Here is a 25,291-nt window from a genome sequence, read left to right as displayed (position 1 = left end):
ATGCGGGTCGCTGTCCTCCAGATGCAGGCCGTGCCCGGCGATGTGGATGCCAATCTGACACGCATCGGCGATGCGGCTGCGCGTGCCTCGGACATGGGCGCCCGAGTGCTTGTCGCGCCCGAACTGGCGCTCGGCGGCTATGGCGCGGGAGAGGCCATGGCCGGCCTTTCGCCCGGTGACGCGCCGCTCGTGCAACTCGGCGCGATGGCCGAAGCGCACGACATCGCAATCGTGGCCGGGTTCGCCGAAAAGGGCGAAGCGTGCCTTCACAACAGCGCCGCCTTCGTGACGGGCGGTGCGGCGCCCGTCATCTACCGCAAGTCCCATCTCTACGGGCCCTACGAAAAGGACCTGTTCGATCCGGCGGCGCCGCAAACCGTGATCGTCACCCTTGGCGGGCTGAAGATCGGCATGCTGATCTGCTATGACGTGGAGTTCCCGGAAAATGTGCGGCGGCTGGGGCGCGCCGGTGCCGATCTGATCGCCGTTCCGACGGCCCTGCCGCTCGGGCCCGACGCGGCGTTCATCGCCTCGACCATGGTTCCGGTGCGCGCGTTCGAGAACCAGCTCTTCATCGCCTATGCGGACAATTGCGGCACCGATGGCCGCTTTGCCTATCAGGGCATGTCGACCATCGTCGCGCCCGACGGCACCGCGCTGGCATCGGCGCCGGTCGAGGGCGATGCGCTGATCGTCGCCGATGTCGATCCCGATGCCTTTGCGGCGAGCCGGGAGCGGAACAGCTATCTGCGGGATATGGACCGTTAGACGCCGGCTTTGAGCCGGTCGATCAGTGCATCGAGCATCGCATCGCACCGTTCGAGCTGTTCCACCGTCACGAACTCGTCGGGCTTGTGGCCCTGGGCCATGGAGCCGGGACCGCAGATCACCGTCTGGATGCCGAGATCGCGGTGAAACAGCCCGCCTTCGGTGCCGTAGGCGAGCTTGATCGTGTCGTTGCCGCCGGTCAGCGATTTGACGAAGGACACCACTTCCGCGTCGACGGGCGTCTCGAGGCCGGGATAGGAAAAGAGCGTTGCGATCTCGATTCCGCTTTCGGGCGCAACGTCATGATATTGCGCGGCAATCGCGTGTGCGGCTTCACTGATCGAAGCGATCATCGCCGCCGGATCGTCCTCGGCGAGATTGCGGATCTCGAAGTCGAGGACACAGCGATTGGGGACGATGTTGACCTGCACGCCGCCGGTTATGATGCCGGCGTGCACGGTCGTGTAGGCAATGTCATAGGCGGTGTCCGACGCCCCCCGGTCGGCGATGTCTGCCTGCATTTGGCGCAGACGGGCCACCAGATCGGTCGCCAGATGGATGGCGTTGACGCCGGTCGGCGCCAGCGCGGAATGGGCCTCGCGTCCGGTGCAGACGGCGCGCAATGCGGTCTTGCCCTTGTGGCCGGTGCCCACCTGCATGGAGGTCGGCTCGCCGACGATGCAGAAGCGCGGCCGGAAGGGCGCTTTGGCGAGCATGCCGATCAGGCTGCGCACGCCGATGCAGCCGATTTCCTCGTCGTGCGAGAACGCCAGATGCAGCGGTGTTTGCAGATCGGTTCGGGCCACCTTCAGGGCAGCGGCGGTCGCGGCGGCGACAAAGCCCTTCATGTCTGCCGTGCCGCGTCCGAACAGTTTGCCGTCGCGCTCGGTCATCTCGAACGGCGGGACGGTCCAGGCCTGGCCTTCGACCGGCACGACGTCGGTGTGCCCCGAAAGGGCGATGCCGGCCCGGTCGGCCGGGCCGATCGTGGCATAGAGATTGGCTTTGCTGCCGGTCGTGTCGGCGATCAGCTGAACGTCCGCTCCGGCGTCCATCAGCAGGTCGCGCAGGTAGGTGATCAGCGGCATGTTTGGCCGGTCGCTGACCGTGTCGAAGGCGATCAGGCGGCCGAGAAGTTCGCGTGTGTTCATGTCTTCCCTGCGCAGGCTCGATGGCGTTCCCGTCTCATCGTCCATCGGTGCGCCGGGCACAAGGGCCCGCCGTCCGATCCCCACCGAGCTCAGAATGTCGGCGGGGTGCAGGCGCTGACGATGGTGCAGGGCTTGCCGGAGACGTTGCGGAACCGGTGCGGCTGTCGGCTGTCGAACAGATAGGCATCGCCCTTGGTCAGGGTCCGTGTATCTCCGCCCACGGTGATCTCGATTTCACCCTCGATCACGATGCCGGTTTCCTCGCCCTCATGGGCATAGCGTTCCGGACCCGTGTCGGCGCCGGGCGGATAATGCTCGTGCAGCATCTGGATTGTGCTTTGGCCGGCCGCGCCGACCTGGCGGAAACTGATGCGGCTGGCCGCGTCGGGCTTTTGGGTGCCGAATGTCGTTTCGGGATTGATCTCGCGCAGTTCATTGGCCTTGTAGTGCCATTGGCCTTTGAAGGTTTCGTCGTCGGCAAAAAAGTCGCCCAGCGACATGCCGAGCCCGGTGAGGATCTTCTTGAGCGTGGCGACCGAAGGGCTGGTGCGGCCCTGCTCGATCATCGAGATCATCGAGCCGGTGATGCCGGCGGCGGCTGCCAATTGGCGTTGCGACAGGCCGCGCTCCTCGCGGACGCCGCGCAGGCGTTCGGCCACCTCATTTTCGGTCACGCGCCCCTCCCGGATCGATGCGATGGCTCATCTTGTGTCATGGCAGGTCGGTTTCCAGCAAGCGTGCGTCGGCAGTGTGATTAATATATTTGACAATCTGATCCATATATTGAAAGGCTGGCACCGATATTCGCTTTGAGGAGCCCGCCATGATCAACGCCCAGATTCAGGCCCGCCGGACGGACGCCATTGCGCGCGGTGTCGGCATGATGACACAGGTCTATGCGGACCGCGCGGAGAATGCGGAAATCTGGGATGCCGAGGGCCAACGCTTTATCGATTTCGCCTCGGGTATCGCGGTTCTGAACACCGGGCACCGGCATCCGAAGGTGATGGAAGCTGTGCGTGGCCAGCTCGAACGCTTCACGCACACCTGCCATCAGGTGGTGCCCTATGAGAACTATGTCGCGCTCGCCGAGCGTCTGAACGCAATCGTGCCGGGTCCGACGCCGAAAAAAACGGTGTTCGTGACGACCGGCGCGGAGGCGTGCGAAAACGCGGTGAAGATCGCGCGGGCCGCGACGGGCCGCAACGCGGTCATTGCCTTTTCGGGCGGCTTTCATGGCCGCACCTTCATGGGCATGGCGCTGACGGGCAAGGTCGCGCCCTACAAGCTGGGCTTTGGCGCGATGCCGGCGGACGTGTTCCATGCGCCGTTTCCGGTGCCGCTGCACGGCGTGACCGAGGACGATGCGCTGGCCGCGCTCGACAAGCTTTTCAAGGCCGATGTCGATCCGGCGCGGGTGGCGGCGATCGCCATAGAGCCGGTGCAGGGCGAGGGCGGTTTCTACCAGGCGCCCGCGCGCTTCATCCGGCGCCTGCGTGAAATCTGCGACGAGCACGGCATTTTGCTGATCATGGACGAGGTGCAGACGGGCTTTGCGCGCACGGGCAGACTGCTTGCGACCGAACATTATGACATCGAGCCGGATCTGGTGACCATGGCCAAGAGCCTGGCCGGCGGCTTCCCGCTGGCCGCAGTGACAGGCAAGGCGGACATCATGGACGCGCCGGCGCCGGGCGGTCTTGGCGGCACTTATGGCGGCAGTCCGATCGGCATCGCCGCAGCCCATGCGGTGCTCGACGTGATCGAGGAGGAGGGGCTGTGCGCGCGGGCAGACCAGCTTGGCGCGCGCCTCAAGCAGCGCCTCGAAAGCCTGCGGGACGACGTACCGGAGATCGCCGATATTCGCGGGCCGGGTTTCATGAACGCGGTCGAATTCAACGATGCGGCAACCAAATCCCCCGATGCGGCGTTTGCAACCCGCGTCCGCACCGAAGCTTTTTCGCGGGGCTTGATCCTTTTGACGTGCGGCGTCTATGGCAACGTCATCCGGTTTCTCGCACCGATCACGATCCAGGACGAGATATTCTCCGAGGCGCTCGACATTCTCGAAGCGTCCATCCGCGCTGCACGGGAGGCATAAATGGCGATATCCGATAAACTTCTGGGCAAACTCACAGACCCCGGCCTGCTGCCGGCCGCCGGCTATCTGAACGGCGAGTGGATCGCAAAATCCGACAGCGGCAAGGCGTTCGGTGTCACCAATCCGGCCAATGGCGAGACGATCGCCACCCTGCCGGACATGGGCGCCGCCGAGACTGCGCGGGCGATCGATGCGGCCTATGTGGCGCAGAAGCAATGGGCCGCCAAGACCGCCAAGGAGCGGTCGGCGATGCTGCGCAAGCTCAATGATCTGATGCTTGCCCATGTCGACGATCTGGCGGTCATCCTGACCTCGGAAATGGGCAAGCCGGTGGGCGAGGCCGGCGGCGAAATCCGTTATGGCGCGTCCTATCTGGAATGGTTCGCCGAAGAGGCCAAGCGGATCGATGGCGACGTGCTGCCTGGCCAGCAGGCCGACAAGCGTGTTGTCGTCCTCAAGCAGCCGGTCGGCGTCGTCGGCATGATCACGCCGTGGAACTTCCCGAACGCCATGCTGGCGCGCAAGATGGCGCCGGCGCTGGCGGTCGGTTGCGCCGTCGTCTCAAAGCCGGCCGCACAGACGCCGCTGTCGGCCATTGCGATCGCGGTCCTGTGCGAGCGCGCGGGCCTGCCGGCGGGGCTGTTCAACCTGATCGTCGGCACGAGCGGGTCCGAGGTCGGCAAGGAAATGTGCGCCAATCCCAAGCTTCGCAAGCTCAGCTTCACCGGGTCGACCGAAGTGGGCCGCATCCTGATGCGGCAGGGCGCCGACCAGATCCTCAAGCTGAGCCTTGAACTGGGCGGCAACGCGCCGTTCATCGTCTTCGACGATGCCGATCTGGACGCAGCCGCCAAAGGCGCGATCATGTCGAAATACCGCAATGCCGGCCAGACCTGCGTCTGCGCCAATCGCATCTATGTGCAGGACAGCGTCTATGACGCGTTTGCCGAAAAGTTCGCGGCGCAGGCGGAAGCGCTCAAGGGCGGCGACGGGTTCGAGGACGGTGTCGATATGGGACCGCTGATCGACGAGGCAGGGCTGGCCAAGGTGGAAGACCATGTCGCCGATGCGCTTTCGAAAGGCGCCGAGCTTGTCACGGGCGGAAGCCGGTCGAACGCCGGCGCGCTGTTCTACCAGCCGACCGTGCTGCGCAACGTCACGCGCGAGATGAAGGTCGCGCGCGAGGAAACCTTCGGACCGGTGGCGCCGCTGTTCCGCTTCGACACGGTCGAGGACGTGATCGAGCAGGCCAACGCGACCGAGTTCGGGCTCGCCGCCTATTTCTACGCGCGTGACCTGTCGCGCGTGTGGCGGGTGGCCGAGGCGCTCGAATATGGCATGGTCGGCGTCAACACCGGCATCATCTCCAACGAGGGCGCGCCGTTCGGCGGTGTCAAACAGTCGGGTCTCGGCCGCGAGGGCTCCAAGTACGGCGCCGACGATTATCTCGAAATGAAATATGTCTGCATGGGCGGCGTCTGAGCCGTCCGCACCCCGCGGCAATTGTAACGGCCGGTCGATGGCGACCGGCCGTTTGCGTTCAGATGGTACAGGCGTTCAGCCGGCTTTGGTCGCGCCGGCCGGATCGTCCGTGTTGCGGATGCGGTAGAGGCTGGCTTCTCCCGTCATGGCCGGGGCGAGACTGCGCGCCGAACCGGGCGGGACCGCGCATGTGTCGCCGGGATTGAGCACGGTCGCAACGCCGTCGACGGTCAGCTTCCAGTGGCCGCGCACCGGCATCAGCACTTCGTGCCGGTCCGTGGTGGTCGCATCTTCGGGTATCGAGCCGCGTGTGATGAAATCGACCTCGAAGCCCGGCCGGTCCTTGAGCACGGCATCGGGGCCGATCACCCTGGCCGGCTCGCCGGCGGCGAGCGCCATCAGGTCCCAATAGCGGGCGACGAAACCGGGGATCACGTCGGCGGCGGCGGGTTCGGGATAAGTCTTCAGTTCCTCGTCCGTGAGAAGCGGCATCGGCGAAACGCCGTCCGGCAGGGCCTCGCCTTTCTTGGTGTCGTAGAGCCGGCCGGTTTCGGCGAGCACCAGCCCGTGGTCGCGCGCATCCTCGATCACCTGCGGCGCCCAGATCACGCCGCCGCCGGCATCGTCGCCGCCCAGGATCGCCATGATCATTCCATAGTCGGTGCCGATGTTCTCGAAGCCGCGGAAAATGCCTGTCGGGATATTGAAGATGTCGCCTTCTTCGAGCACGACTTCGCCGGCAGTGCCCCAGCGGCCCCAGAAAAAGCGCCAGCGCCCCTTGAGGACGAAGAACACTTCCGCCGTGCGGTGGGAATGCAGCGAGTTGCGGCATTTGGGCGGCTGGCCGGCCGCGCCGATGTTGAAGCCGGGCGTGTCCTTGATGTGGACATGCTGATCGGGGCTTTCCGAGACACCACCGCCGATGATGGTGAAATTTTCCTTCTGGTCGGAGCCCGGCGTGTGGGCGTCGATGAAGGCGGTCTTGCAGGGCACCAGATCGCCATAGCGGACGATGCGCGCGTCAAGCTCTTGCGGTGTCATTTTGGTCTCCTTGGGGCGTGCGAAAGCGCGCCATTTGGTGAAGGTCCGGTTCTCGCGCTGCGTTTCCAGCCGGGCGGTATTCGGGCACTGCCGCGCACGATGAGTTCGCTGTCGATCTCGATGCGGTTGCGCTTCGGCGCCTTGCCGGCGATCAGGTCAAGCAGAAGCGCGGAGGCGCTCTCGGCCATGCGCCGGGCCGGCTGGCGCAGCGTCGTCAGGTCGAAGCTCGGCCAGGCCGCCATCGCCACATCGTCATAACCGATAACGGAAACATCTCCCGGAACCTTCAGGCCAAGGCCGAAGCGAAGCGTCTCGGTCACCGCAAACGCCATATGATCATTGCCGGCGAAGATGGCGTCGGGCCGGATCGTGCCCTTGAACAGTTCGCGCGTGGCAGCGGCGGCGATGTCGCGGCTGTAATGGCTGTCGATGATGTCGATCGGTTCAAGGCCGTTTTCGGCCAGACCGGCGAGGAAGCCCGCCTGCCGGTCGCGGCCATTGAGCGATTTCTGCCAGCCGGAAATATGGGCGATGCGTTCGTGTCCGCCGGCGGCGAGGAAGTGGGCGGCGCGCCGGCCGCCATCGAAATTGGCCGAGGTGACGGTGGCGAGCGAAGCGTCTTCCTGACCCCGGTTGAACAGGACGAAGGGGATTTTCGCGTCGCGCAGCCTGCCTGTCAGCGCGTTGGACATGGAGACCGACGCAAGGATGATGCCATCGACCTGGTGGTCGACCATGTCGTCGACGACGCCGTCTACCTCTTCGGCGAGGTTGGATGCGATGCGGACCATGATGTGATAGCCGCGCGCTTCCAACGCGGCGGAGAGGTGTGCGATGGCCTCGGCGTAGAAGGGGTTGTCGAGATAGGCGAGGACGAGCCCGATCGTACGCGACCGACCGGTGATCAGGGATCGGGCGAGGCGGTTGGGCCGGTAGCCCAGCTCGTCGGCTGCCCGGCGCACGCGCCTGGCCAGATCGGGCGAGACCTTGGGATCCGAGGAGAAAACGCGGCTGACGGTCGGCTGGCTGACGCCGGCACGTGCGGCGACATCGTGCGATGTCACCTTGCCGGGCCCGCCTCTTGGCGGATCGGATCGGTCAGAGTCCATTGCGGGTCACTCGGCGGCCAGCTTGGGTTCGGCGGCGGCGCCATAGGGCACGTTGCGCCCGCTATAGCGGCGCACGCGCACATTGGCCTGTTCGGCATGGCCGACGAAGCCTTCCAGCATGCACAGCCGCGAGCAGTACTCGCCGACCATCGCAGCGGCCTCGTCGGTCAGAACCTTCTGGTAGGAATGGGTCTTCAGGAACTTGCCGACCCACAGCCCGCCCGTATAGCGGCCTGCCTTCTTCGTCGGGAGCGTGTGGTTGGTGCCGATCACCTTGTCGCCATTGGCGACATTGGTGCGCGCGCCCAGGAACAGCGCGCCGTAGCAGGTCATCTTTTCAAGAAACCAGTCGTCGCGATCGGTCATCACCTGCACGTGTTCGGAGGCGATGTCGTCGGCGACGGCAAGCATCTCGTCATAGCTGTCGCAGACGATCACCTCGCCATAATCCTCCCAGCTTTTCGATGCCGTGTCGGCGGTCGGCAGGATGTTGAGGAGGCGATCGATCTCGGCGAGCGTGTCACGCGCGAGCTTTTCGGAGTTGGTGACGAGAACGGCGGGCGAATTGTAGCCGTGCTCGGCCTGGCCGAGCAGGTCTGTGGCGCACAGTTCGGCGTCCGCGCCCGTCTCGTCGGCGATCACCATGGTCTCGGTCGGACCGGCGAACAGGTCGATCCCGACCCGGCCGAAGAGCTGCCGCTTGGCTTCGGCGACGAACGCGTTGCCCGGACCGACCAGCATGTGCACCGGATCGATGGTTTCGGTGCCGATGGCCATCGCGCCGACGGCCTGGATGCCGCCAAGGACGAAAATCTCGTGCGCGCCGCCCAGATGCATGGCGGCGATGACGGCCGGGTTCGGCTCGCCCTTGAAGGGCGGGGTGGCGGCGACGATGCGCGGCACGCCGGCGACCGATGCGGTGGCAACCGACATGTGGGCGGAGGCGACCATCGGGAACTTGCCGCCGGGCACATAGCAGCCGACCGACTGGACGGGGATGTTCTTGTGGCCGAGGATGACGCCGGGCAGCGTCTCGACCTCGATGTCCAGCATCGAATCGCGCTGGGCCTGTGCGAAGTTGCGCACCTGCTCCTGGGCGAACCGGATGTCGTCCATGTCGCGGGGTGAAACCCGTGCCAGCAGCGCCTCGATCTCGCCCTGCGAGAGCTTGAACGCCGGCGGCGTGTAATTGTCGAACTTCTCCGACAGGTCGCGCACGGCCGCATCGCCGCGCGCCTCGATGTCGGCGAGCGTCTGCTCGACGATGGCGCGCACCCTGGCATCGTCCTCGGCGCGTTCGGTTTCCGGCTTGGCGGTCTTCAGATGACGGATCGACATGGCAATCACTCCCTGTTGGCCCGAGAATACGTATTCTCAGGAATTGATCAAGCGGTTTGCGCGCCCTTGTTGACAGGCATGGCCGCCGGCCGCATGTCCGGTGCCGGGTGCGAACGGTGCAGGCCGGAGAAAGACGATGACGACCATCGAAATCGTGGAAGTGTCGCCGCGCGACGGGCTCCAGAATGAAAAGACGTTGCTGTCGACAGGAGACAAGCTGGCGCTGATCGGCAAGGCGATCGATGCGGGCGTGCGGCGCATGGAGGTGGCAAGCTTCGTCAATCCGAAGAAGGTGCCGCAAATGGCCGACGCGGAGGCGGTGATGGCCGGCTTGCCGGCGCGCGACGACGTTACCTATGTCGGCCTTGCGCTGAACGAGCGCGGATTCGAGCGGGCCGTTGCGGCCGATGTCGACGAGGTCAACTTTGCGGTGATGGCGTCCGATACGTTCAACCGCCGCAACCAGGGCGCCGATGCTTTCGAAACGGCGCGGCAACTCACCACGATTGCCGACAACGCACAGGGAAAAATCCCGATTGGCGTGACCATCGGCACCGCGTTCGGCTGCCCGTTCGAAGGTGAGGTGTCGCTCGATCGCGTTCTGTCTCTGGTCGAGGCTATCGCCGCGACGTTGCCGCGAGAGATCGCTCTGGCCGACACGATTGGCGTTGCGACACCGCGCGATGTGGCCGAGCGGGTCGGCGCGGTGCGGGATCGCTATCCGGACGTGCCGATCCGCTGCCATTTCCACAACACGCGAAACACCGGTATCGCCAACGCCTGGGCGGCGATCGAGGCCGGGGCCACGACGCTCGATTCAAGCCTTGGCGGCGTCGGCGGCTGCCCGTTTGCGCCGGCCGCCACCGGCAACATCGCCACCGAGGATCTGGTCTACATGCTCGACCGCGCCGGTATTGCGACCGGGCTCGACCTTGGCGCCTGCATCGACACGGCCCAATGGCTCGAAGGAAAGCTCGGCCACGCGATTCCCGGACAGGTGATGAAGGCCGGCGGCTTTCCCGCGCCGGCTTAGGTCATGGATCGTGTCAGTCCGCGCCGCGGACCCGGATCGACAGCCCCTCCTTGGGCTTGATGACGCGCTGGACGAAGAAGACCAGTACCGCCATGCCGATGCCGATCACATCGGTGATCACCGATCCCTCGATCAACACCAATGCCGTGCCGATCAGCGCGGCACGCAGGAACCAGACGGTCTTCTTGCCGAAGAACCAGCCCTGCACGCCTGAGGCGAGGAGGAACACGCCGAGCATTGCCGTCAGGAAGGCGCGGATGATTTCAAGCGTGTGCGCCTCCATCAGCAGCGCCGAATTGTAGAAGAACATGAACGGCACGACGAAGGCGGCGATGCCGATCTTGAACGAGGCAACCGAGGTCTCCATCGGGTTGGCGCCCGAAACGCCCGCCGCCGCATAGGAGGCCAGCGCCACCGGCGGCGTGATCGCCGAGACGACCGCGAAGTAGAAGACAAAAAAGTGGGCGACCAGCGGCTGGATGCCCAATTCGACAAGGCCCGGCGCGACGACGGATGCGGCAACGGCATAAGCGGCGGTTGTCGGCATGCCCATGCCCAGAAGGATGGCGATGCACATGGCAAAGACCAGCGCCAGCAATTGCGAGGCTTCGGCCAGGCCGAGCAGCAGGTTGGAGAAGCGGGCGCCGACGCCGGTCAGCGAGATGACGCCGACGATGATGCCCGCGCAGGCGCACACCGCGATGATCTGGATCGACATGACGCCGGCAATGTTGAACGCCTTGACGATGGAGCGCAGGCCCATCCGGTAGGGCGTGAACCAGCTCACCACGGCGGCGGCGGCGGTGGCGAGCGTGCCGGCGCGGATGACCGAATAGCCCTGGAACAGCGCATAGATCAGGATGATGATCGGGATGAACAGGAAGACGCGCCGCGCCATGTCGCGGAACTTGGGCAGTTCGTCCTCGCGCATGCCGCGCATTCCCAGTTTCGCCGCTTCGAAATCGACCATGAAATAGATCGACACGAAGTAGAGAACTGCCGGAATGAGCGCGGCGACGGCGATGTCGGTGTAGGGAATGCCGGTGATCTCGGCCATGATAAACGCGCCGGCGCCCATGATGGGCGGCATGATCTGCCCGCCCGTCGAGGCGGCTGCCTCGATCGCGCCTGCGGTCTTCTTGTGATAGCCGACCTTCTTCATCAGCGGGATCGTCAGCGAACCGGTGGCGACGACATTGCCCGCGCTGGTGCCGTTGATCATGCCCATCAGGCCCGAGGCGAAGATGGCGACCTTGGCCGGCCCGCCGCGCGCGCGCCCGGCGGCCGCGAACGCGAAGTTGACGAAATAGTCACCGACCTTGGACGCCTGCAGGAAGGCGGCGAAGATGATGAACAGGATGATGTAGGTGGACGAGACCGCCGTCGTCGGCCCGAGGATGCCGGCGTCGGTGTAGACCTGGCTGAAGAAGCGCTGCCAGGAAATGGCCGGCGAATTGAGAAAGCCCGGCAGGTGCTGGCCGGTGAAGACATAGACGAGGAAGACGAGCGAGATGACCACCAGCGCCATGCCGGCGACCCGCCGCGTCAGTTCCATGATCAGAAGCGCGCCGGCAACGGCCGCGATCGAAATGCCTATCGGCGCGAAGGGCGTGCCGGTCGAATTGCGCATCAAGGTGCCGTAGATCGTGATCAGATAAGCGGCGACGGCAACGCCACAGACCGCCAGCACCAGATCGAGCGGGTTGATGGCGCCGCGAGGGCGCCGGTCGAACCAGGACAGTGCGATGGCGCCGACGGTTGCGGCCATCAGCGGCGCGCCGAACAGCCAGGTCTCGTTGAACCTGATCCGTTCATCGATGCCGTTCCACATCACGCCGCCCGATATCTCGACCGAAAAGGACAGCGCCATGCCAAGCGCGAACAGCGCCGGCAGCATCAGGATCATCGCCGCGCCGGTGAAAAGCGCGCCGCCGCCCTGCCGGTCGTCGGGCGCAAAGCGCGTGCCGCTGAACAGCAGGAAACCCAGCGCAAGCGCGCCGGTGATATGGACGATCCGGAAATTCCAGGTTTCCATCGGGAAGGTGGGCAGGAAGGGGATGACGACGGCACCGCCGGTCAGCTCCGAGATCGACAGCCCGTTCAAGGCGGCCATGTGGAAGGCGGCATAGACCGTGGCGACCAGACTTACGAGCAGATAGGTCCGTCCCTCGTAAAGGCGCCGGTTGCTCTCGACCGGTTCCTCGTCGACGCCGTCCGCGATGACCGCGCCATCGTCATGTTCCTTGGTTTGACTTGTCACCGTGCTGCCCTCCCGCTTGCGGACCGCTGGCCGCGACATTTTTCCGTCCCTGATGTACTGAGGTCAAATTGACCCTGCACAAGAGAAGCCGGGCGGCGGATCGTTCCGGCCGCCGGCACCATTTTGAACAACGCATTTTCGGGAAGGAGAGCGGTCATGGTTCTCAGATTGATGATTTCATTGGTTGCGATTTTCGGCTTGGCGTCGGTCGCCGCGGCGCAGGATCAGATCTGCGGCGGCATCGGCGACGATGGCGCATGGGCGGGCGGCGACGCCGAAACGTCCGACATCGCAACGGCCAGTGCGCCGTTCGATGTGTCGGGCGTCAGCGCGCGCGGCGAAAACATCGTCACGCTGTTCGCGGTCAGCGAAACGGCGCAGGTGCGTCTTGAGGCGCAGCCGACCGATGGCGGCGACACGGTGATCGAACTGTTCGGCGATGCGGGCGCGCGCATCCTCACCGACGATGACAGCGGCGAGGGGGCGGGCTCGATGGCCGAGACCGAATTGGCGCCAGGCACCTATTGTCTGGTGACGTCGAGCTATAGCGGCGCGGGCCAGACCGCCGACATACGCGTCGGCTTGACCAGCCATGAGCCGATGAGGCCGGGCACCGAAACGTCCGTCAGCCAGGCCTGCGCGCCGGGCGCCGAGGCGGCCGATCTGCATGACGGTCCGATCGCGGGATTGTCGGGCGAGGGCCTGTCGGCGACGGCATCGGTCCGGCAGACGCCGGCCTATCGTTTCACGCTGGCCGAGCCGATGGCGATGACGATCTATGCCGAGGGCACGCCCGCCGATCCCGTGCTGCACCTGTTCGACGGCGACGGCGCGCTCCTTGGCGAAAACGACGATGCCGATGGCCGCAATGCGCGGCTCGACTTCCCCGCGGCGCTGCCGGCGGGCGATTACTGCATCGGTCTGCGCGCCTTGTCGGACGAGAACGCGCCGGTGCGCGTCAGCCTCGTGCCGCACAGCGTGGAGGCCGTGCTGTCGCGGCTCTACGCGACGGGTAAGGCCGCGCCGCCGCCCGGCAGCGATCATCCGGTCATGGCGCTCGGTGCGGCCGATGGCCGGCTGATCGAGGATGTCGTGCTCGACAAGGACGCGGTCTGGCTGCGCTTTTCGGTGCCGGCAAGCGGCATGATGGTGATCGAGGCGGTGGCGCTCGGCGATATCGACCCGGCGATCACGCTGTTCGACGAACTGGGCCGGACGATCATGCACAATGACGATGTGGGGCAGGGCAACACGGACAGCCTGATCGCCACGCGCATCGCGACCGGGGATTATCTGCTCGCCGTCACGCGGATCGAGGATGGCGTGGCGACGCCGGTGCGCCTTGCCATCGAGCGATTCGTGCCCGCCGGCAAGAGCATCGACCGCTAAGTGCTGCGGCCCATGCAAAGCGGGCCGCCCGAGGGCGGCCCGGCTCGCTGGATTGATGTGGACGTCAGCCGCCATGGATCATGTCGGCCGGGATGTCCGCGCCGGCATTCTCGGTGAACCATTTGGCCGCACCGGGATGCCATTTCATCACGGTGTTCTTGGTCCAGTTCTCCGGCAGGGTCGACCGGGCGGCACGGTGAATGTTTACCATCCGCTCATTGTCCGACATGACGACATCGACCACCGCTTCAACGAAGCTTGCCGGCAGATCGCAATTGGCGATGGCGAAGTTCCACATCGACACCGACCGCGCATCGGCTTCAAGCGTCGTGTAGGTGTCGGCGGCGATCATGAACTCGGAAACCGGGAAGGCTTCCATGATGGCGGCCTGCTCTTCGGCGGTGAACTCGATGATGTTCACGTCGGTCTGCACTTCAAGCTGGCTGACCGCGGGGACCGGAACGCCGGCTGCGAACGCGATAACGTCCAGAAGGCCGTCCTGAAGCTGGCCGCCCAGATCCGACCAGCCGCCATTGCGGCGCTCGAATTCGACGCCGAGCGTTTCCATCATGCGCGGGAAGTAGGTGTCGGATGTCGAGCCGGCGGGACCGAAGCCGATTTTTGCGCCGGCGGGGATGTCGGCTATCGATTCGATTCCCGACGATGACAAAGCCGTCACCGAGAAGGGCGTCTGGTACATCGGAAACATCGCGCAGGCATTGGTCATCTCAAGGCCGGGGGCGATCGGGTTGGTGCCGCCGATCGATTCGGCAGCCGGCCCCATCGTGGTCATGCCGAACGCCGCTTCGCCGGTGTGCACCAGCGCCATGTTCTGCATCGGGCCGCCGGTGACTTCGCCGCCGCCGGAGATGCCCAGTTCCTCGGCCACCAGGTTTGCCCAGCCCGAGCCGTACGCAAAATAGGTTCCGCCCTGCGAGGCGGTGCCGACGGTGAAGCTTTCCGGCCAGCCTTCGCGGTCCTGGGCGAGGGCGCCGGAGGCGGTGACGGCGACGGTCGCAACGGCGGCCATCAAAATTGACAGTTTCATGAATTCCTCCTGTTCGGATCGTTCGGCCGTTCGCGCGGTGTTGCGCGAGCCGGCACCGGGCGGACCGGTCCGTAAGCGATGGTTCCTCCCCACCCGAGCGCCCGGCTGGCGGGCGCAGACGGGGCATCGGGCATTGAGCGGTCACCATGCAAGGGCGGCGAGCCCGATTGGCGGGGCCGGGCCGGTCGATATTGGGTCGATGGGCGCCACAGGGGACAATCGGGCGGTGATCGTGTGTCGGAAACGACACATTGGCTGCAAAAGCCACTCAGATGGCGTCTTCGGTCTCAATGAAGGCGGCGCGGTCGAGCCCGTACTTCTGCATCTTCTCGTAGAGCGCCTTGCGCGACAGGCCGAGCGCCTCATAGGTCTCCTTCAGGCTGCCGCCATGGGCGGTCAGGCTCGCCGCGATCAGCGCGCGCTCGAAATCGGCGACCTTGTCGGAAAGGTTGGCCCTGCCTTCAACGGGCGTTGCGCCAACCGCACCGTCGCCGATCGCCAGATCGAGGCCGAGCGCGAACCGGTCGGCCGCGTTGCGCAGTTCGCGCACATTGCCCGGCCAGGTGCGGGCCGAGACAGCGTTGAGGACCGCGCCGGGGACATCGGGAGCGGGCCGCTTGTAGCGGGCAGCCGCCTCGTTGACCAATTGCACGAACAGGCGCGGAATGTCCTCGCGGCGTTCCGTCAGGTCCGGCACGCGCAGCGTGACCACATTGAGCCGGTAGAGAAGATCGCTGCGGAACCGGCCCGCCGCGGCTTCGGCCTCGAGATCGGTCTTGCTCGCCGCGACGAACCGGACATCGAGTTCGACCGGATCGTTCGAGCCGAGCCGGGTGATCGCGCGGTTCTGGATGGCGTGCAGCAGCTTTGCCTGCATCGGCTGGGGCATGCTCTCGATCTCGTCGAGAAAGACAGTGCCGCCGCGCCCGTGTTCGAACTTGCCGTAGCGGGCACGCGTCGCGCCGGGAAAGGCGCCCGCCTCGTGGCCGAACAGTTCGCTTTCGATCAGCGCCTCGGGCAGGGCGGCGCAATTGATGTGCACGAACGGCCAGTCGCCGCGCGTGCTCGCCCGATGCAGCGCGCGGGCCGCCACCTCCTTGCCGGTGCCGGTCGCGCCGATGATCAGCACATCGGCTTCGGTGGCCGCGATCGCGCGGATCTGGTGGCGCAGGTCCACCATGGCCGCGCTGCGGCCGGTCAGACGGGCCTCGATGGCGTCGCGGCCGCCCACCTGCGAGCGCAGGGCCCGGTTTTCCAGCGTCAGCCGGCGCTTGTCGAGCGCGCGGCGCACCGTCTCGACCAGCCGGCTGGGCGCGTAAGGCTTTTCAAGGAAGTCGTAGGCGCCCTCGCGCATGCACTGAACGGCCAGTTCCACGTCGCCATGGCCTGTCACCAGAATGACGGGAAACTCGGAATCGATTTCCAGCGCCCGGCGCATCAGTTCGATGCCGTCCATGCCCGGCATGCGAATGTCGGTGACCAGAATGCCCGGAAAGTTGCGGCTGATCCGGGCCAGCGCCTTTTCGGCCTGAGCAAGGCATGTGACGGGCAGGTCGGCAAGTTGCAGCGCCTGTTCGGCGGCGAGGCGCAGATGCTCCTCGTCATCGACGAAAAGGATGGTCTCGCCGGTCATTCGGCTGCCACCTCATGCGTCATGGGCGCGGTCTTGCCCGGCGCCGCCGCGACCCTGAGGTCGATGGTGAAGACCGCGCCGCCGGCCGGGTCGTTGCGCGCTGAGAGCGTGCCGCCGAAATCCTTGACGATGTTGTAGGAGATAGAAAGCCCCAGCCCCAACCCGTTGCCCGGACCCTTGGTGGTGAAGAACGGGTCGAAAATCTGTCCCAGCATGTCTTCGGTGACGCCGGTGCCGCGATCGCGGATATCGAGCCGGCAAGTGGTTCGGTCGGCCTCGACGGCGATCCCGATCACGGGTTCGCTCTGGTCCTGCATCGCATCGAGCGCGTTGCTGAGCAGGTTGACGATCACCTGCTGCAGCCGGACATGGCCGCCCATAACCCATATGTCCCGCTCGGGACGGTCGAAGGAGACGCTCGCGCCGGAAGACTTCAGCCTTGCCTCCATCAGCGCAAGCGCATCGTCGACGGCATGCATAAGCGGCACCGGCCCGATCTTCTGCTGCGGCCGGCGCGCGAAATTGCGCAGGTGCCGCGAGATCGACGCCATGCGGTCGGCCATCTGTGAGATCCGGCCGACATTGTCGCGGGCCTCGTCCGTCCGCCCGCGCTGGAGGAAGGCGGCGGCATTGTCGGCATAGGATTTGACTGCGGCCAGCGGCTGGTTGAATTCATGGCTGAGCGCGGCGGACATCTGGCCGAGCGCGGCCAGCTTGCCCGCCTGCACGAGATCGGCCTGAGTCTTGCGCAATTGCTGTTCGGCCGCCTTGCGTTCGTCCACTTCGGCCCTGAGCTTGCGGTTGGCCGTGTTCAGATCGGCGGTGCGTTCGGCGACGCGCTGCTCGAGCAGTTCCTGGGTGGCGCGCTGGGCCTCGATCCGCTCGACGAGCCGGGCGCGGCGCTGGATGAAGATGGCGGCGATCAGGCCGGCAAAGAGGATGACAAGCACGACCATTGCCATCACCCAGAGCGCCTGGGTGCGTGCCGGACCGGTGGGCGTCAGGATGGTCACCTGCCATCCGGCTTCGGCGATCGGCGTCGTGCTGGCGACGAAACTCTCCGATGCGCCGTCCGCGCCGATGGTCATCAGACCGATCCGGCCGGCGAGCGGCTCGCGCGTGGTGGGCAGTTCGATCACGCGGTCGAGCGGATATTGCCGGTCGGCTTCGATGCGGCCCAACGCTTCGTCCGACAGCGGCGACAGGGCGCGGAAATGCCATTCGGGCCGGCTGGCCATGAACACCACATCGTTCTGGTCCTTGACGATGATGTCATTGTCGCCGGCGCGCCATGCTTCCTCGAACGCATCGACCGTGAACTTGACGGCCACGACGCCGATCGGCGCGCCGGCCTCCATGACCGGGGCGGCGAAGAAATAGCCGCGTTCGCCCGATGTCGTGCCCAGTGCGAAGTAGCGGCCGATCGTTCCGTCCATCGCCTCGGTGAAATAGGGCCGGTAATAGAAGGAGCGGCCGACGAAGGAGAGCTCCTTGTGGTGGTTGCTGGCGACCAGCGTCAGCCCGGTCGTGTCCATCAGATAGATGTCGGATGCGCTGACCGCTTCGGCGGTCTGCTGCAACTCGTCATCGATCCGGTCGCGCAGGGCCGTGTCGTTCGGATTGGCCAGCAATTGCCGCAGGACCGGGCGCTCGGCGACGAGCGCGGGCAGGGGCTCGTAGCGGCGCAGCGCGCCTTCAAGCCCCTGGACGGCCAGACGCAGCGTCGCTTCGCTGCGTTCGCCGGCGCGCAGCAGGAAGGTGCGCTCGAGACCGGGCAGTGCGGCAAGGCTGGCCGCCACCGCGCCCAGCACGATGACCGCCAGCCAAGCGGCAGCGTTGGCGCGAACGCCCTTTTGCGTGGCTCCTCCCCACATGGTTCAATTATGGCGTGTGCAAAGGCGCTTGAGAAGATGATTCCGCCGCCATCGTTAAGCCGTTTTGATGGCGACGTTTTTCGTCTGCACGTAATTCCACAGTGCCTCGCGGCCCTTCTCGCGCCCATAGCCGGACTTGCCGTAGCCGCCAAACGGCGTTTCGACACCGCCAGCATACCATTCATTGACGAAGACCTGGCCGGCGCGCAGCCGGCTCGCGGCGCGCGTGGCCCGGCCGAGATCGCGGGTGAAGACGCCGGCGACCAAACCGTAATCGGTGCCGTTGGCGATCGCGATGGCTTCGTCGTGGCCCGAAAACGGCATCACCGAGAGGACCGGACCGAACACTTCTTCGCGTGCGATGGTCATATCGGGCGTCACGCCGGTCATCACGGTCGGTTCCATGAACCAGCCGGGGCGGTTGAGCTTGCGGCCACCCGCTGCCGTCGTCGCGCCCTCGCGTTCTGCGCCCGACACCATGGACACGGCCCGGTCACGCTGCCTTTCCGAGATCATCGCACCCATGTTGGCGCCGAACTCGCCCCGTTCGATGCCGGGACCAACGGACAGGGAGGCGGCGAGGGCGGTGACCCGGTCGATCAGTTCGTCATGGCGCTTTTCGTGGACGATCACGCGGCTCATCGCCGAACAGACCTGGCCGGCATTGAACCAGATGCCCCAGCGCACATCGTTCATGAACGCGTCGAGATCGGCATCGTCGTGGACGATCGCGGCCGATTTGCCGCCGAGTTCCAGGATGCAGGGCACGACATTTTGGGCCGCTGCCGTTGCGATGGCGATGCCGGTCGGCACCGAGCCGGTAAAAACGATCTGGTCGATGCCGGGGTGGGCGCAAAGCGCTGCGCCGGCCTGGCTGCCCAGCCCGCACAGGATGTTGACCGCGCCGGGCGGAAAGCCTGCCCACTCGGCGGCGCGTGCCAGCCAGGCATTGGTGAGCGGGTCGAGTTCGGGCGTCTTGACCACGCAGGCATTGCCGGTGGCAAGCGCAGCGGACAGCGACCGCGCCGTCATCTCAAGCGGATAGTTCCAGGGTATGATCTGGGCAGAGACGCCATAGGGCTCGTGCAGGGTGAAATCGAGATAGCCGGCGCCGAGCGGAATGGAGCGGCCTTCGAGGGTTTCGGCCTGATTGCCGTAATACTCGAAATAGCGGGCGGTCCCCTCCACCTCGATCCGGGCTTCCCATAGCGGCTTGCCCGCTTCGCGCGTCAGAACCGGTGCGATCTCGTCCAGATGGTCCAGAAGAAAGCGGCCCATGGCCTGAACCATGCGACCGCGCTCGACCGGGCGCATGGCGGTGAGCACGCCGCTTTCATGGACGCGGCGCGCCGCCGCGACGGCGCGATCGACATCGGCCTCATCGGCCAGAGCCTGCTCGGCCAGCGGCTCGCCCGTTGCCGGATCGTCAACGGTGATGCGTCCGGCACCGCCATCGGCCCACTTGCCGTCGATATAGTTGCGCCAGTAGGCGTCGATCTGCCCGGTCACGGCCTGCTCCCCGATGTTCGGGCCACAATGGCCGATCCCGATACCGCCCGCTGGGCAAAAACCGACATTGCGAGCCCGATCCTGCCCTTGCTGCGCCGCTTTGGCTTTCCGGTGGAGCCTGCCGGTGGAGCCTGGAGCGTGTCAGACGCGTTCAAGCGCGACGGCGATTCCCTGGCCGACGCCGATGCACATGGTGGCCAGAGCGCGGCTTGCGCCGCGTTCGACCAGTTCCAGCGCGGCGGTGCCCGTGATGCGCGCGCCCGACATGCCGAGCGGATGGCCCAGCGCGATCGCGCCGCCATTGGGGTTCACATGGTCGGCGTCGTCGGCAAGGCCGAGTTCGCGCAGAACGGCAAGTCCCTGAGCGGCGAAGGCTTCGTTGAGCTCGAACACGTCGAAATCGGCAGGCGCCATGCCGAGCCGGGCGCACAGCTTCCTGGTCGCAGGCGCCGGCCCGATGCCCATGATGCGCGGCGGAACGCCGGCGGTCGCGCCGCCCAGAATGCGGGCGATCGGTGTCAGGCCATGGCGTTTGGCGGCGTCCTCCGAAGCGATGATCAGCGCCGCTGCCCCATCATTGACGCCCGAGGCGTTGCCGGCGGTGACCGAGCCGCCTTCGCGGAAGGGCGCCTTGAGCGCGCCGAGCTTTTCGAGGGTGGTCGTGCGGGGATGTTCGTCCGTGTCGACAACGACCGGATCGCCCTTGCGCTGTGGGATGGTGACCGGCGTGATTTCCTTCGCAAACCGTCCTGATTTGATGGCCCTAGCGGCGCGCTCCTGGCTCCTGAGGGCGAATGCGTCCTGATCGGCGCGGCTGATCCCGAATTCCTCGGCGACGTTCTCGGCGGTCTCGGGCATCGAATCGATGCCGTACTGGGCCTTCATCACGGGGTTGACGAAACGCCAGCCGATCGTCGTGTCGTGGACCGCATTGGATCGGGAGAAGGCAGCGTCGGCCTTGGGCATGACGAAGGGCGCACGCGACATGGATTCGACGCCGCCGGCCACGTAGAGCTCGCCTTCGCCGGCGCGAATCGCGCGCGCAGCGGCGATCACCGCATCCATGCCGGAGCCGCACAGACGGTTCATCGTTGTGCCGGGCACGGTCTCGGGCAGGCCGGCCAGAAGCGCCGACATGCGGGCCACGTTGCGATTGTCCTCGCCGGCCTGGTTGGCGCAGCCATAGACGACATCGTCGACGGTGCCCCAATCCACGGCATCGTGACGCGCCATCAGAACCCTGATCGGCACGGCGCCCAGATCGTCGGCACGGACGGAGGACAAGGCCCCGCCATAGCGGCCGATCGGCGTGCGCACATAGCCGCAGATGAAGGCGTCGGTAATGGTTCCCATGTTTTTTCTTCTCCCCCTTGCGGTTCCGTCGGCCGCCGCAGCCGCTTGTGACTTGCCCCGGTGGCCGGTTTCGTGCCCCATAGGGCATCACATCGGGCGGCTCACCCTTTTCGATCTGCGTTGATGGTTACAAAAGAACGGCGGATAAGTGCCGCCCAATCGGCGGTATCGGCATCAGCATCGGTGAATGGCATGGATCGCATGATCGGTCTTCCGGGCTCCGGCCGCCGGCCCGGTATCGCCGGCGAAATCCGGCTAGCATGGTCGGAACCGGAATGCGATATTTTATTTATCGACCGGTCGGTGAATGAATTGCATTTTGCCGGCGATCGTGCTTTCGTTCCTTGCTCCGTCGTTTCCGAAGCGCCAGCGGAACGGGTGGGCCTGCCGAGATGATCGGTTTCCGGAGGATGCGCACGCAAAGCGTGATCGGGCCGGGATCCGGTTCCGGCGTCAAAATGGGGCTGGCGCTGTGATGCAATATATATCATAATTGGCACTATATTGCCATAGGCGATCGTTCGCCTCGAGTGTCTGAAAGGGAGGAACCACATGACAACTCGCAGAACTCTACTCGGACTTGCCGCCGGTGTGACGGCGGCGGCGATGTTGGCCGTTTCGGCGCCTGCGGCGCTGGCGCAGGAGGTCACGCTGCGCCTCCACCAGTTCCTGCCGGCGCAGGCGAACGTGCCCAAGCTGGTGCTCGATGTTTGGGCCGACAATGTCGAGGAAGCCTCCGAAGGCCGCATCAAGGTCGAGCGCTTCCCGTCCATGCAGCTTGGCGGCACGCCGCCGGAACTGATCGACCAGGCGATTGACGGCATCGCCGACGTGGTCTGGACCGTGGTTGGTTATACGCCGGGCCGCTTCCCCTCGACCGAAGTGTTCGAACTGCCGTTCATGGTCTCCGATGCGCGCGCCGCCTCGAGCGCCTACTGGCAGATGTTCGAAGAGCACATGAAGGATGGCGAGTTCGCCGATGTGCATATTTTGGGCACGTGGGTGCACGGTCCGGGCATGATCCATTCCAACAAGGAAGTCACATCGCCCGACGACATGCAGGGCATGCGCATCCGCGGCGCAACGCGTCAGGTCAATGCGCTTCTCGAACAGCTTGGTGCGACGCCGGTCGGCATGCCCGTTCCGGCCGTGTCGGAAGCGCTGTCCAAGGGCGTGATCGACGGTACGACCATTCCCTGGGAAGTGACCACGGCGCTGAAAGTGCCGGAGCTTGTCGACAATCACACCGAGTTCGAAGGGGCGCACCTCTACAATGTGACCTTCGTTCTGGCGATGAACAAGGACCGCTACGAGAGCCTGCCGGACGATCTGAAAGCGGTGATCGATGCCAATTCCGGTCATGACTTTTCGGTCTTTGCCGGCGGCACGCAATCCGATGCCGACGGTCCGTCGCGCCAGATCGCCGTCGATCTGGGCAACAACATCGTGACCGTGTCCGAAGACCAGGTCGCCGTGTGGCGCGAACGGTCCCAGCCCATCTACGATGCCTGGGTCGCCGAAATGAGCGAAAAGGGCATCGACGGACAGGCCCTGATCGACCAGGCCCGTGAGCTGATGGACGCTTACGACGGCGGCAACTGACGCCAATTGCATCGAGGCCGCGGCGGGCTGAAACCCGCCGCGGCAAATGCGTTTGCCGTCAGGGGGGCAATCGTTCATGTATCGCTTCTTTTTCGGCCTTTCCCGCCTGATGGCGGTTTTTGGCGGCTTCATCCTGTCGGCGCTGATCGTCATGGTCTGCGTGTCGATCGCGGGCCGTTCGCTGAACGGTCTTCTGCATGCCGACATGGTGCAGGCAATGGTCCCGGGCCTTGCCAACTGGCTGCTCGATATCGGCATCGGTCCCGTCAATGGCGATTTCGAGCTGGTCGAGGCGGGCATCGCCTTTGCCATCTTCGCGTTTCTTCCCTACTGCCAGATCACGTCGGGCCATGCGACCGTCGCCATCTTCACCGACTGGCTGCCCGAGCGCCCGCAGCAGTTCCTGCGCATGGTGATCGAGATCCTGTTCGCCGTGGTGCTCATCGTCATTGCCGTCCAGCTCAAGGAGGGGATGGACAGCCGCATCCGCTCCGGCCAGACGACCTTCCTGCTGCAGTTCCCGATCTGGTGGGCCTATGCGCTGAGCCTGGCAGGCGCGGCGGTCGCCGCCTGCGTTGCGGTGTACATGGCCATCGTGCGGACGGTTGAGGCCTTCACCGGCTCGGTCCTGATCGCCGACGATTTGGGAGCCGAACATTGACGAATTTCGAGATCGGGCTCCTCTCGTTTCCGGCCCTGCTGCTGCTGATCTTCCTGCGCGTGCCGATCGGCCTTGCCATGTTCACGACCGGCTTTGTCGGCCTGTGGCTGACCAATGGCAGCGCCTTCATGGCGATGGCGCGCCTGAAGACCGAGACCTTCACCACCTTTTCCAGCTACTCGCTGTCGATCGTGCCGATGTTTCTGCTGATGGGCTGCTTTGCGACGCTCGGCGGCATGTCGCAGGCGCTGTTCAAGGCGGCCGAAGCCTGGATCGGGCACAGGAAAGGCGGCATCGCCATGGCGGCGATCGGCGCCTGTGCGGGTTTTGGCGCGATTTGCGGCTCGTCGCTGGCAACGGCGGCGACGATGGGCCGGGTGGCGCTGCCAGAACTGCGCCAATATGGCTATGCCGGCGGGTTCTCGACGGCGACGCTCGCAGCCGGCGGTACGCTGGGCATCCTCATTCCACCCTCCATCGTGCTCGTGATCTATGCGATCCTGACCGAGCAGAACATCGCCAAGCTGTTTCTGGCTGCCGTGATTCCCGGCCTTCTGGCGGCGGCCGGCTATGTTCTCGTCATCTCGATCTATGTGCGCCTCAATCCCGAGGCGGCTGGCGTCCGCGAAAGGGTGGGGTATGGCGAGCGCTTCCGGGCGCTGTTCAATGTCTGGCCGGTGCTGCTGGTTTTCATGGCCGTTGTCGGCGGCATTTATGCCGGCATCTTCACGCCGACCGAAGGCGCGGCCGTCGGCGCGCTCGGCACGGGCCTCATCGCCTGGTGGAATGGCGGGCTGACGCGGCAATCGCTGGTCAGCAGCTTTTTGTCGACGGGTCGGTCCACGGCGATGATTTTCTTCATCGTTCTGGGCGCCGGCTTCTATAACGGGTTCCTGGCGCTGACGCAGGTGCCGCAGGAACTGTCGAACTTCGTTGTCGAGCAGGGCTTTTCGCCATGGCTGGTGCTGGCGATCATCCTGGTCCTGTATCTGATCTTCGGATGCGTGATGGACAGCCTGTCGATGATCCTGCTGACCATCCCGATCTTTTTTCCGGTCATCTCCAGCCTCGATTTCGGCATGACACCGGAGCAGGTCGCCATCTGGTTCGGCATTCTCGTCCTGATCGTCGTCGAGGTGGGGCTGATCACGCCACCGGTCGGGATGAACCTGTTCATCATCAATGCAATGGATCGCGGCACGCCGATCACGGCAACCTACCGTGCGGTGATGTGGTTCGTCGCCTCGGACATCGTTCGCGTTATCGTCCTTGCCGCGTTTCCTGCGATCACGCTTTTCCTGATCAGTTGACGGCATGGCCGCAGGCCGGTTTGGCGGTGGTTTGGCACATGCCAAATTATGCATGAAAATGCAAAAATTGCTTGCGGCTATATGCATTATTATGCAACATAGCCTCGAGCGCAGCAGTGACGATCGGGGAGGAGTCGATGCCGGCGGAGGAGTTCAACGCACTTGTGGGCAAGGTTTCGGCGGAGATCGCGGACCGGCCGCTCGATGACGGTCTTGCCGCCCATCTGAACGCGACCTTTCCAAAGGACGGACCCGATTTCGAGCGTCTGGCTGCCCTATGCGCCGAGGGCGAGGCGGAAGGCTGGCTGATGGCGCGCGAAGCGGGCGGCATCAAGTTCGGCCGCGCGGTGAAGCCGGGAACGGATGCGGGCCGGTTCAGCGTCGATGTCGTGCGCATGAAAGATGTGCGCGGACCGCACCATGTGCACACCCAGGGCGAGATCGGCGCTGTCCTGCCGATCGCGGGAGCGCCGAAATTCGATGATTTCGATGCGGGCTGGTATGTTTACGCACCGGGCACCGATCACCATCCGACCGTCAGCGGCGGCGACGCCTATGTGGTCTACTGGCTGCCCGACGGCGCCATCGAGTTCACCGGCAAGCCATAAGCCGGGCCAAGAAGACGATCA

The 25,291-nt window shown here is 65.3% G+C and carries 21 protein-coding genes; 10 read left to right on the top strand and 11 right to left on the bottom strand.

Annotation, left to right across the window (positions count from 1 at the left end; all coding sequences use genetic code 11):
* A complete protein-coding gene (locus tag ACOQOU_RS02865) occupies positions 1–768 on the top strand; it encodes a carbon-nitrogen hydrolase family protein (RefSeq protein WP_306025935.1) in 768 nt (255 codons plus the stop codon).
* Here the strand turns inward: ACOQOU_RS02865 and argE are convergent.
* Positions 765–1,964, bottom strand: a complete 1,200-nt coding sequence (gene argE / locus ACOQOU_RS02860; RefSeq protein ID WP_346433275.1) for an acetylornithine deacetylase — start codon at positions 1,962–1,964, stop codon at positions 765–767. The genes ACOQOU_RS02865 and argE overlap by 4 nt on opposite strands.
* A gap of 44 nt (positions 1,965–2,008) precedes the next feature.
* The gene (locus ACOQOU_RS02855; RefSeq protein ID WP_306025934.1) at positions 2,009–2,593 is read right to left on the bottom strand and encodes a cupin domain-containing protein; all 585 of its coding nucleotides are present in this window, start codon (positions 2,591–2,593) and stop codon (positions 2,009–2,011) included.
* 149 nt (positions 2,594–2,742) lie between these two features.
* Here ACOQOU_RS02855 and ACOQOU_RS02850 point away from each other — a divergent pair, with 149 nt between their 5' ends.
* On the top strand, positions 2,743–4,020 hold the full coding sequence (locus ACOQOU_RS02850; protein WP_306025933.1) for a 4-aminobutyrate--2-oxoglutarate transaminase: 1,278 nt from the start codon (positions 2,743–2,745) through the stop codon (positions 4,018–4,020).
* Positions 4,021–5,502, top strand: coding sequence for an NAD-dependent succinate-semialdehyde dehydrogenase (locus ACOQOU_RS02845; RefSeq protein WP_306025932.1), 1,482 nt, complete (start codon positions 4,021–4,023; stop codon positions 5,500–5,502).
* Between the two features lie 75 nt (positions 5,503–5,577).
* Here the strand turns inward: ACOQOU_RS02845 and ACOQOU_RS02840 are convergent, their stop codons facing one another.
* From ACOQOU_RS02840 to hisD, 3 genes are read right to left on the bottom strand one after another with little or no spacing between them, the layout of a single operon-like run.
* Positions 5,578–6,543 carry a cupin domain-containing protein gene (locus ACOQOU_RS02840; protein WP_109767690.1) on the bottom strand — a complete coding sequence of 322 codons (966 nt, stop codon included), beginning with the start codon at positions 6,541–6,543 and terminating at the stop codon, positions 5,578–5,580.
* On the bottom strand, positions 6,540–7,652 hold the full coding sequence (locus ACOQOU_RS02835; RefSeq protein WP_306025931.1) for a LacI family DNA-binding transcriptional regulator: 1,113 nt from the start codon (positions 7,650–7,652) through the stop codon (positions 6,540–6,542). The genes ACOQOU_RS02840 and ACOQOU_RS02835 overlap by 4 nt, the downstream gene beginning before the upstream one ends.
* Positions 7,653–7,658: 6 nt before the next feature.
* A complete protein-coding gene (gene hisD / locus ACOQOU_RS02830) occupies positions 7,659–8,990 on the bottom strand; it encodes a histidinol dehydrogenase (RefSeq protein WP_306025930.1) in 1,332 nt (443 codons plus the stop codon).
* Between the two features lie 136 nt (positions 8,991–9,126).
* On the opposite strand from hisD, the gene ACOQOU_RS02825 reads away from it, so the two are divergent.
* On the top strand, positions 9,127–10,023 hold the full coding sequence (locus tag ACOQOU_RS02825; RefSeq protein ID WP_306025929.1) for a hydroxymethylglutaryl-CoA lyase: 897 nt from the start codon (positions 9,127–9,129) through the stop codon (positions 10,021–10,023).
* Between the two features lie 13 nt (positions 10,024–10,036).
* Here the strand turns inward: ACOQOU_RS02825 and ACOQOU_RS02820 are convergent, their stop codons facing one another.
* A complete protein-coding gene (locus ACOQOU_RS02820) occupies positions 10,037–12,283 on the bottom strand; it encodes a TRAP transporter permease (RefSeq protein ID WP_306025928.1) in 2,247 nt (748 codons plus the stop codon).
* 156 nt (positions 12,284–12,439) lie between these two features.
* Between ACOQOU_RS02820 and ACOQOU_RS02815 the strand changes: the two genes are divergently transcribed.
* Positions 12,440–13,672 carry a hypothetical protein gene (locus ACOQOU_RS02815; protein WP_306025927.1) on the top strand — a complete coding sequence of 411 codons (1,233 nt, stop codon included), beginning with the start codon at positions 12,440–12,442 and terminating at the stop codon, positions 13,670–13,672.
* Between the two features lie 64 nt (positions 13,673–13,736).
* Here the strand turns inward: ACOQOU_RS02815 and ACOQOU_RS02810 are convergent, their stop codons facing one another.
* From ACOQOU_RS02810 to pcaF, 5 genes are all read right to left on the bottom strand, one after another.
* The gene (locus ACOQOU_RS02810) at positions 13,737–14,720 is read right to left on the bottom strand and encodes a TAXI family TRAP transporter solute-binding subunit (protein WP_306025926.1); all 984 of its coding nucleotides are present in this window, start codon (positions 14,718–14,720) and stop codon (positions 13,737–13,739) included.
* Between the two features lie 268 nt (positions 14,721–14,988).
* A complete protein-coding gene (locus ACOQOU_RS02805; RefSeq protein WP_306025925.1) occupies positions 14,989–16,353 on the bottom strand; it encodes a sigma-54-dependent transcriptional regulator in 1,365 nt (454 codons plus the stop codon).
* Positions 16,350–18,227 carry an ATP-binding protein gene (locus tag ACOQOU_RS02800; RefSeq protein ID WP_109767684.1) on the bottom strand — a complete coding sequence of 626 codons (1,878 nt, stop codon included), beginning with the start codon at positions 18,225–18,227 and terminating at the stop codon, positions 16,350–16,352. Before ACOQOU_RS02800 ends, ACOQOU_RS02805 begins: the two co-directional genes overlap by 4 nt.
* A gap of 54 nt (positions 18,228–18,281) precedes the next feature.
* A complete protein-coding gene (locus tag ACOQOU_RS02795) occupies positions 18,282–19,736 on the bottom strand; it encodes an aldehyde dehydrogenase family protein (RefSeq protein ID WP_306025924.1) in 1,455 nt (484 codons plus the stop codon).
* A 141-nt stretch (positions 19,737–19,877) separates the two neighbouring features.
* Positions 19,878–21,080, bottom strand: coding sequence for a 3-oxoadipyl-CoA thiolase (pcaF, locus tag ACOQOU_RS02790; RefSeq protein ID WP_306025958.1), 1,203 nt, complete (start codon positions 21,078–21,080; stop codon positions 19,878–19,880).
* A gap of 201 nt (positions 21,081–21,281) precedes the next feature.
* Between pcaF and ACOQOU_RS02785 the strand changes: the two genes are divergently transcribed.
* The 5 genes from ACOQOU_RS02785 (at position 21,282) to ACOQOU_RS02765 (ending at position 25,270) form a co-directional block, all read left to right on the top strand.
* Entirely contained in the window at positions 21,282–21,485 is a 204-nt protein-coding gene (locus ACOQOU_RS02785) for a hypothetical protein (RefSeq protein ID WP_109767682.1), read from the top strand.
* Between the two features lie 156 nt (positions 21,486–21,641).
* The gene (locus ACOQOU_RS02780) at positions 21,642–22,691 is read left to right on the top strand and encodes a TRAP transporter substrate-binding protein (protein ID WP_109767681.1); all 1,050 of its coding nucleotides are present in this window, start codon (positions 21,642–21,644) and stop codon (positions 22,689–22,691) included.
* A gap of 76 nt (positions 22,692–22,767) precedes the next feature.
* Positions 22,768–23,352: a TRAP transporter small permease gene (locus tag ACOQOU_RS02775; protein WP_306025923.1), complete on the top strand. Its 585-nt coding sequence runs from the start codon at positions 22,768–22,770 to the stop codon at positions 23,350–23,352.
* A complete protein-coding gene (locus ACOQOU_RS02770) occupies positions 23,349–24,662 on the top strand; it encodes a TRAP transporter large permease (RefSeq protein WP_109767679.1) in 1,314 nt (437 codons plus the stop codon). The genes ACOQOU_RS02775 and ACOQOU_RS02770 overlap by 4 nt, the downstream gene beginning before the upstream one ends.
* A gap of 137 nt (positions 24,663–24,799) precedes the next feature.
* Positions 24,800–25,270 carry a DUF4863 family protein gene (locus tag ACOQOU_RS02765; RefSeq protein ID WP_109767678.1) on the top strand — a complete coding sequence of 157 codons (471 nt, stop codon included), beginning with the start codon at positions 24,800–24,802 and terminating at the stop codon, positions 25,268–25,270.
* Positions 25,271–25,291: the final 21 nt, after the last annotated feature.

Origin of the sequence: Oceaniradius stylonematis (assembly GCF_965223445.1) — a bacterium.
GTDB lineage: Bacteria > Pseudomonadota > Alphaproteobacteria > Rhizobiales > Rhizobiaceae > Roseitalea > Roseitalea stylonematis.
The sequence above is the reverse complement of the archived record's forward strand: the minus strand, read 5'-3'. Positions and strand labels throughout refer to the sequence as shown.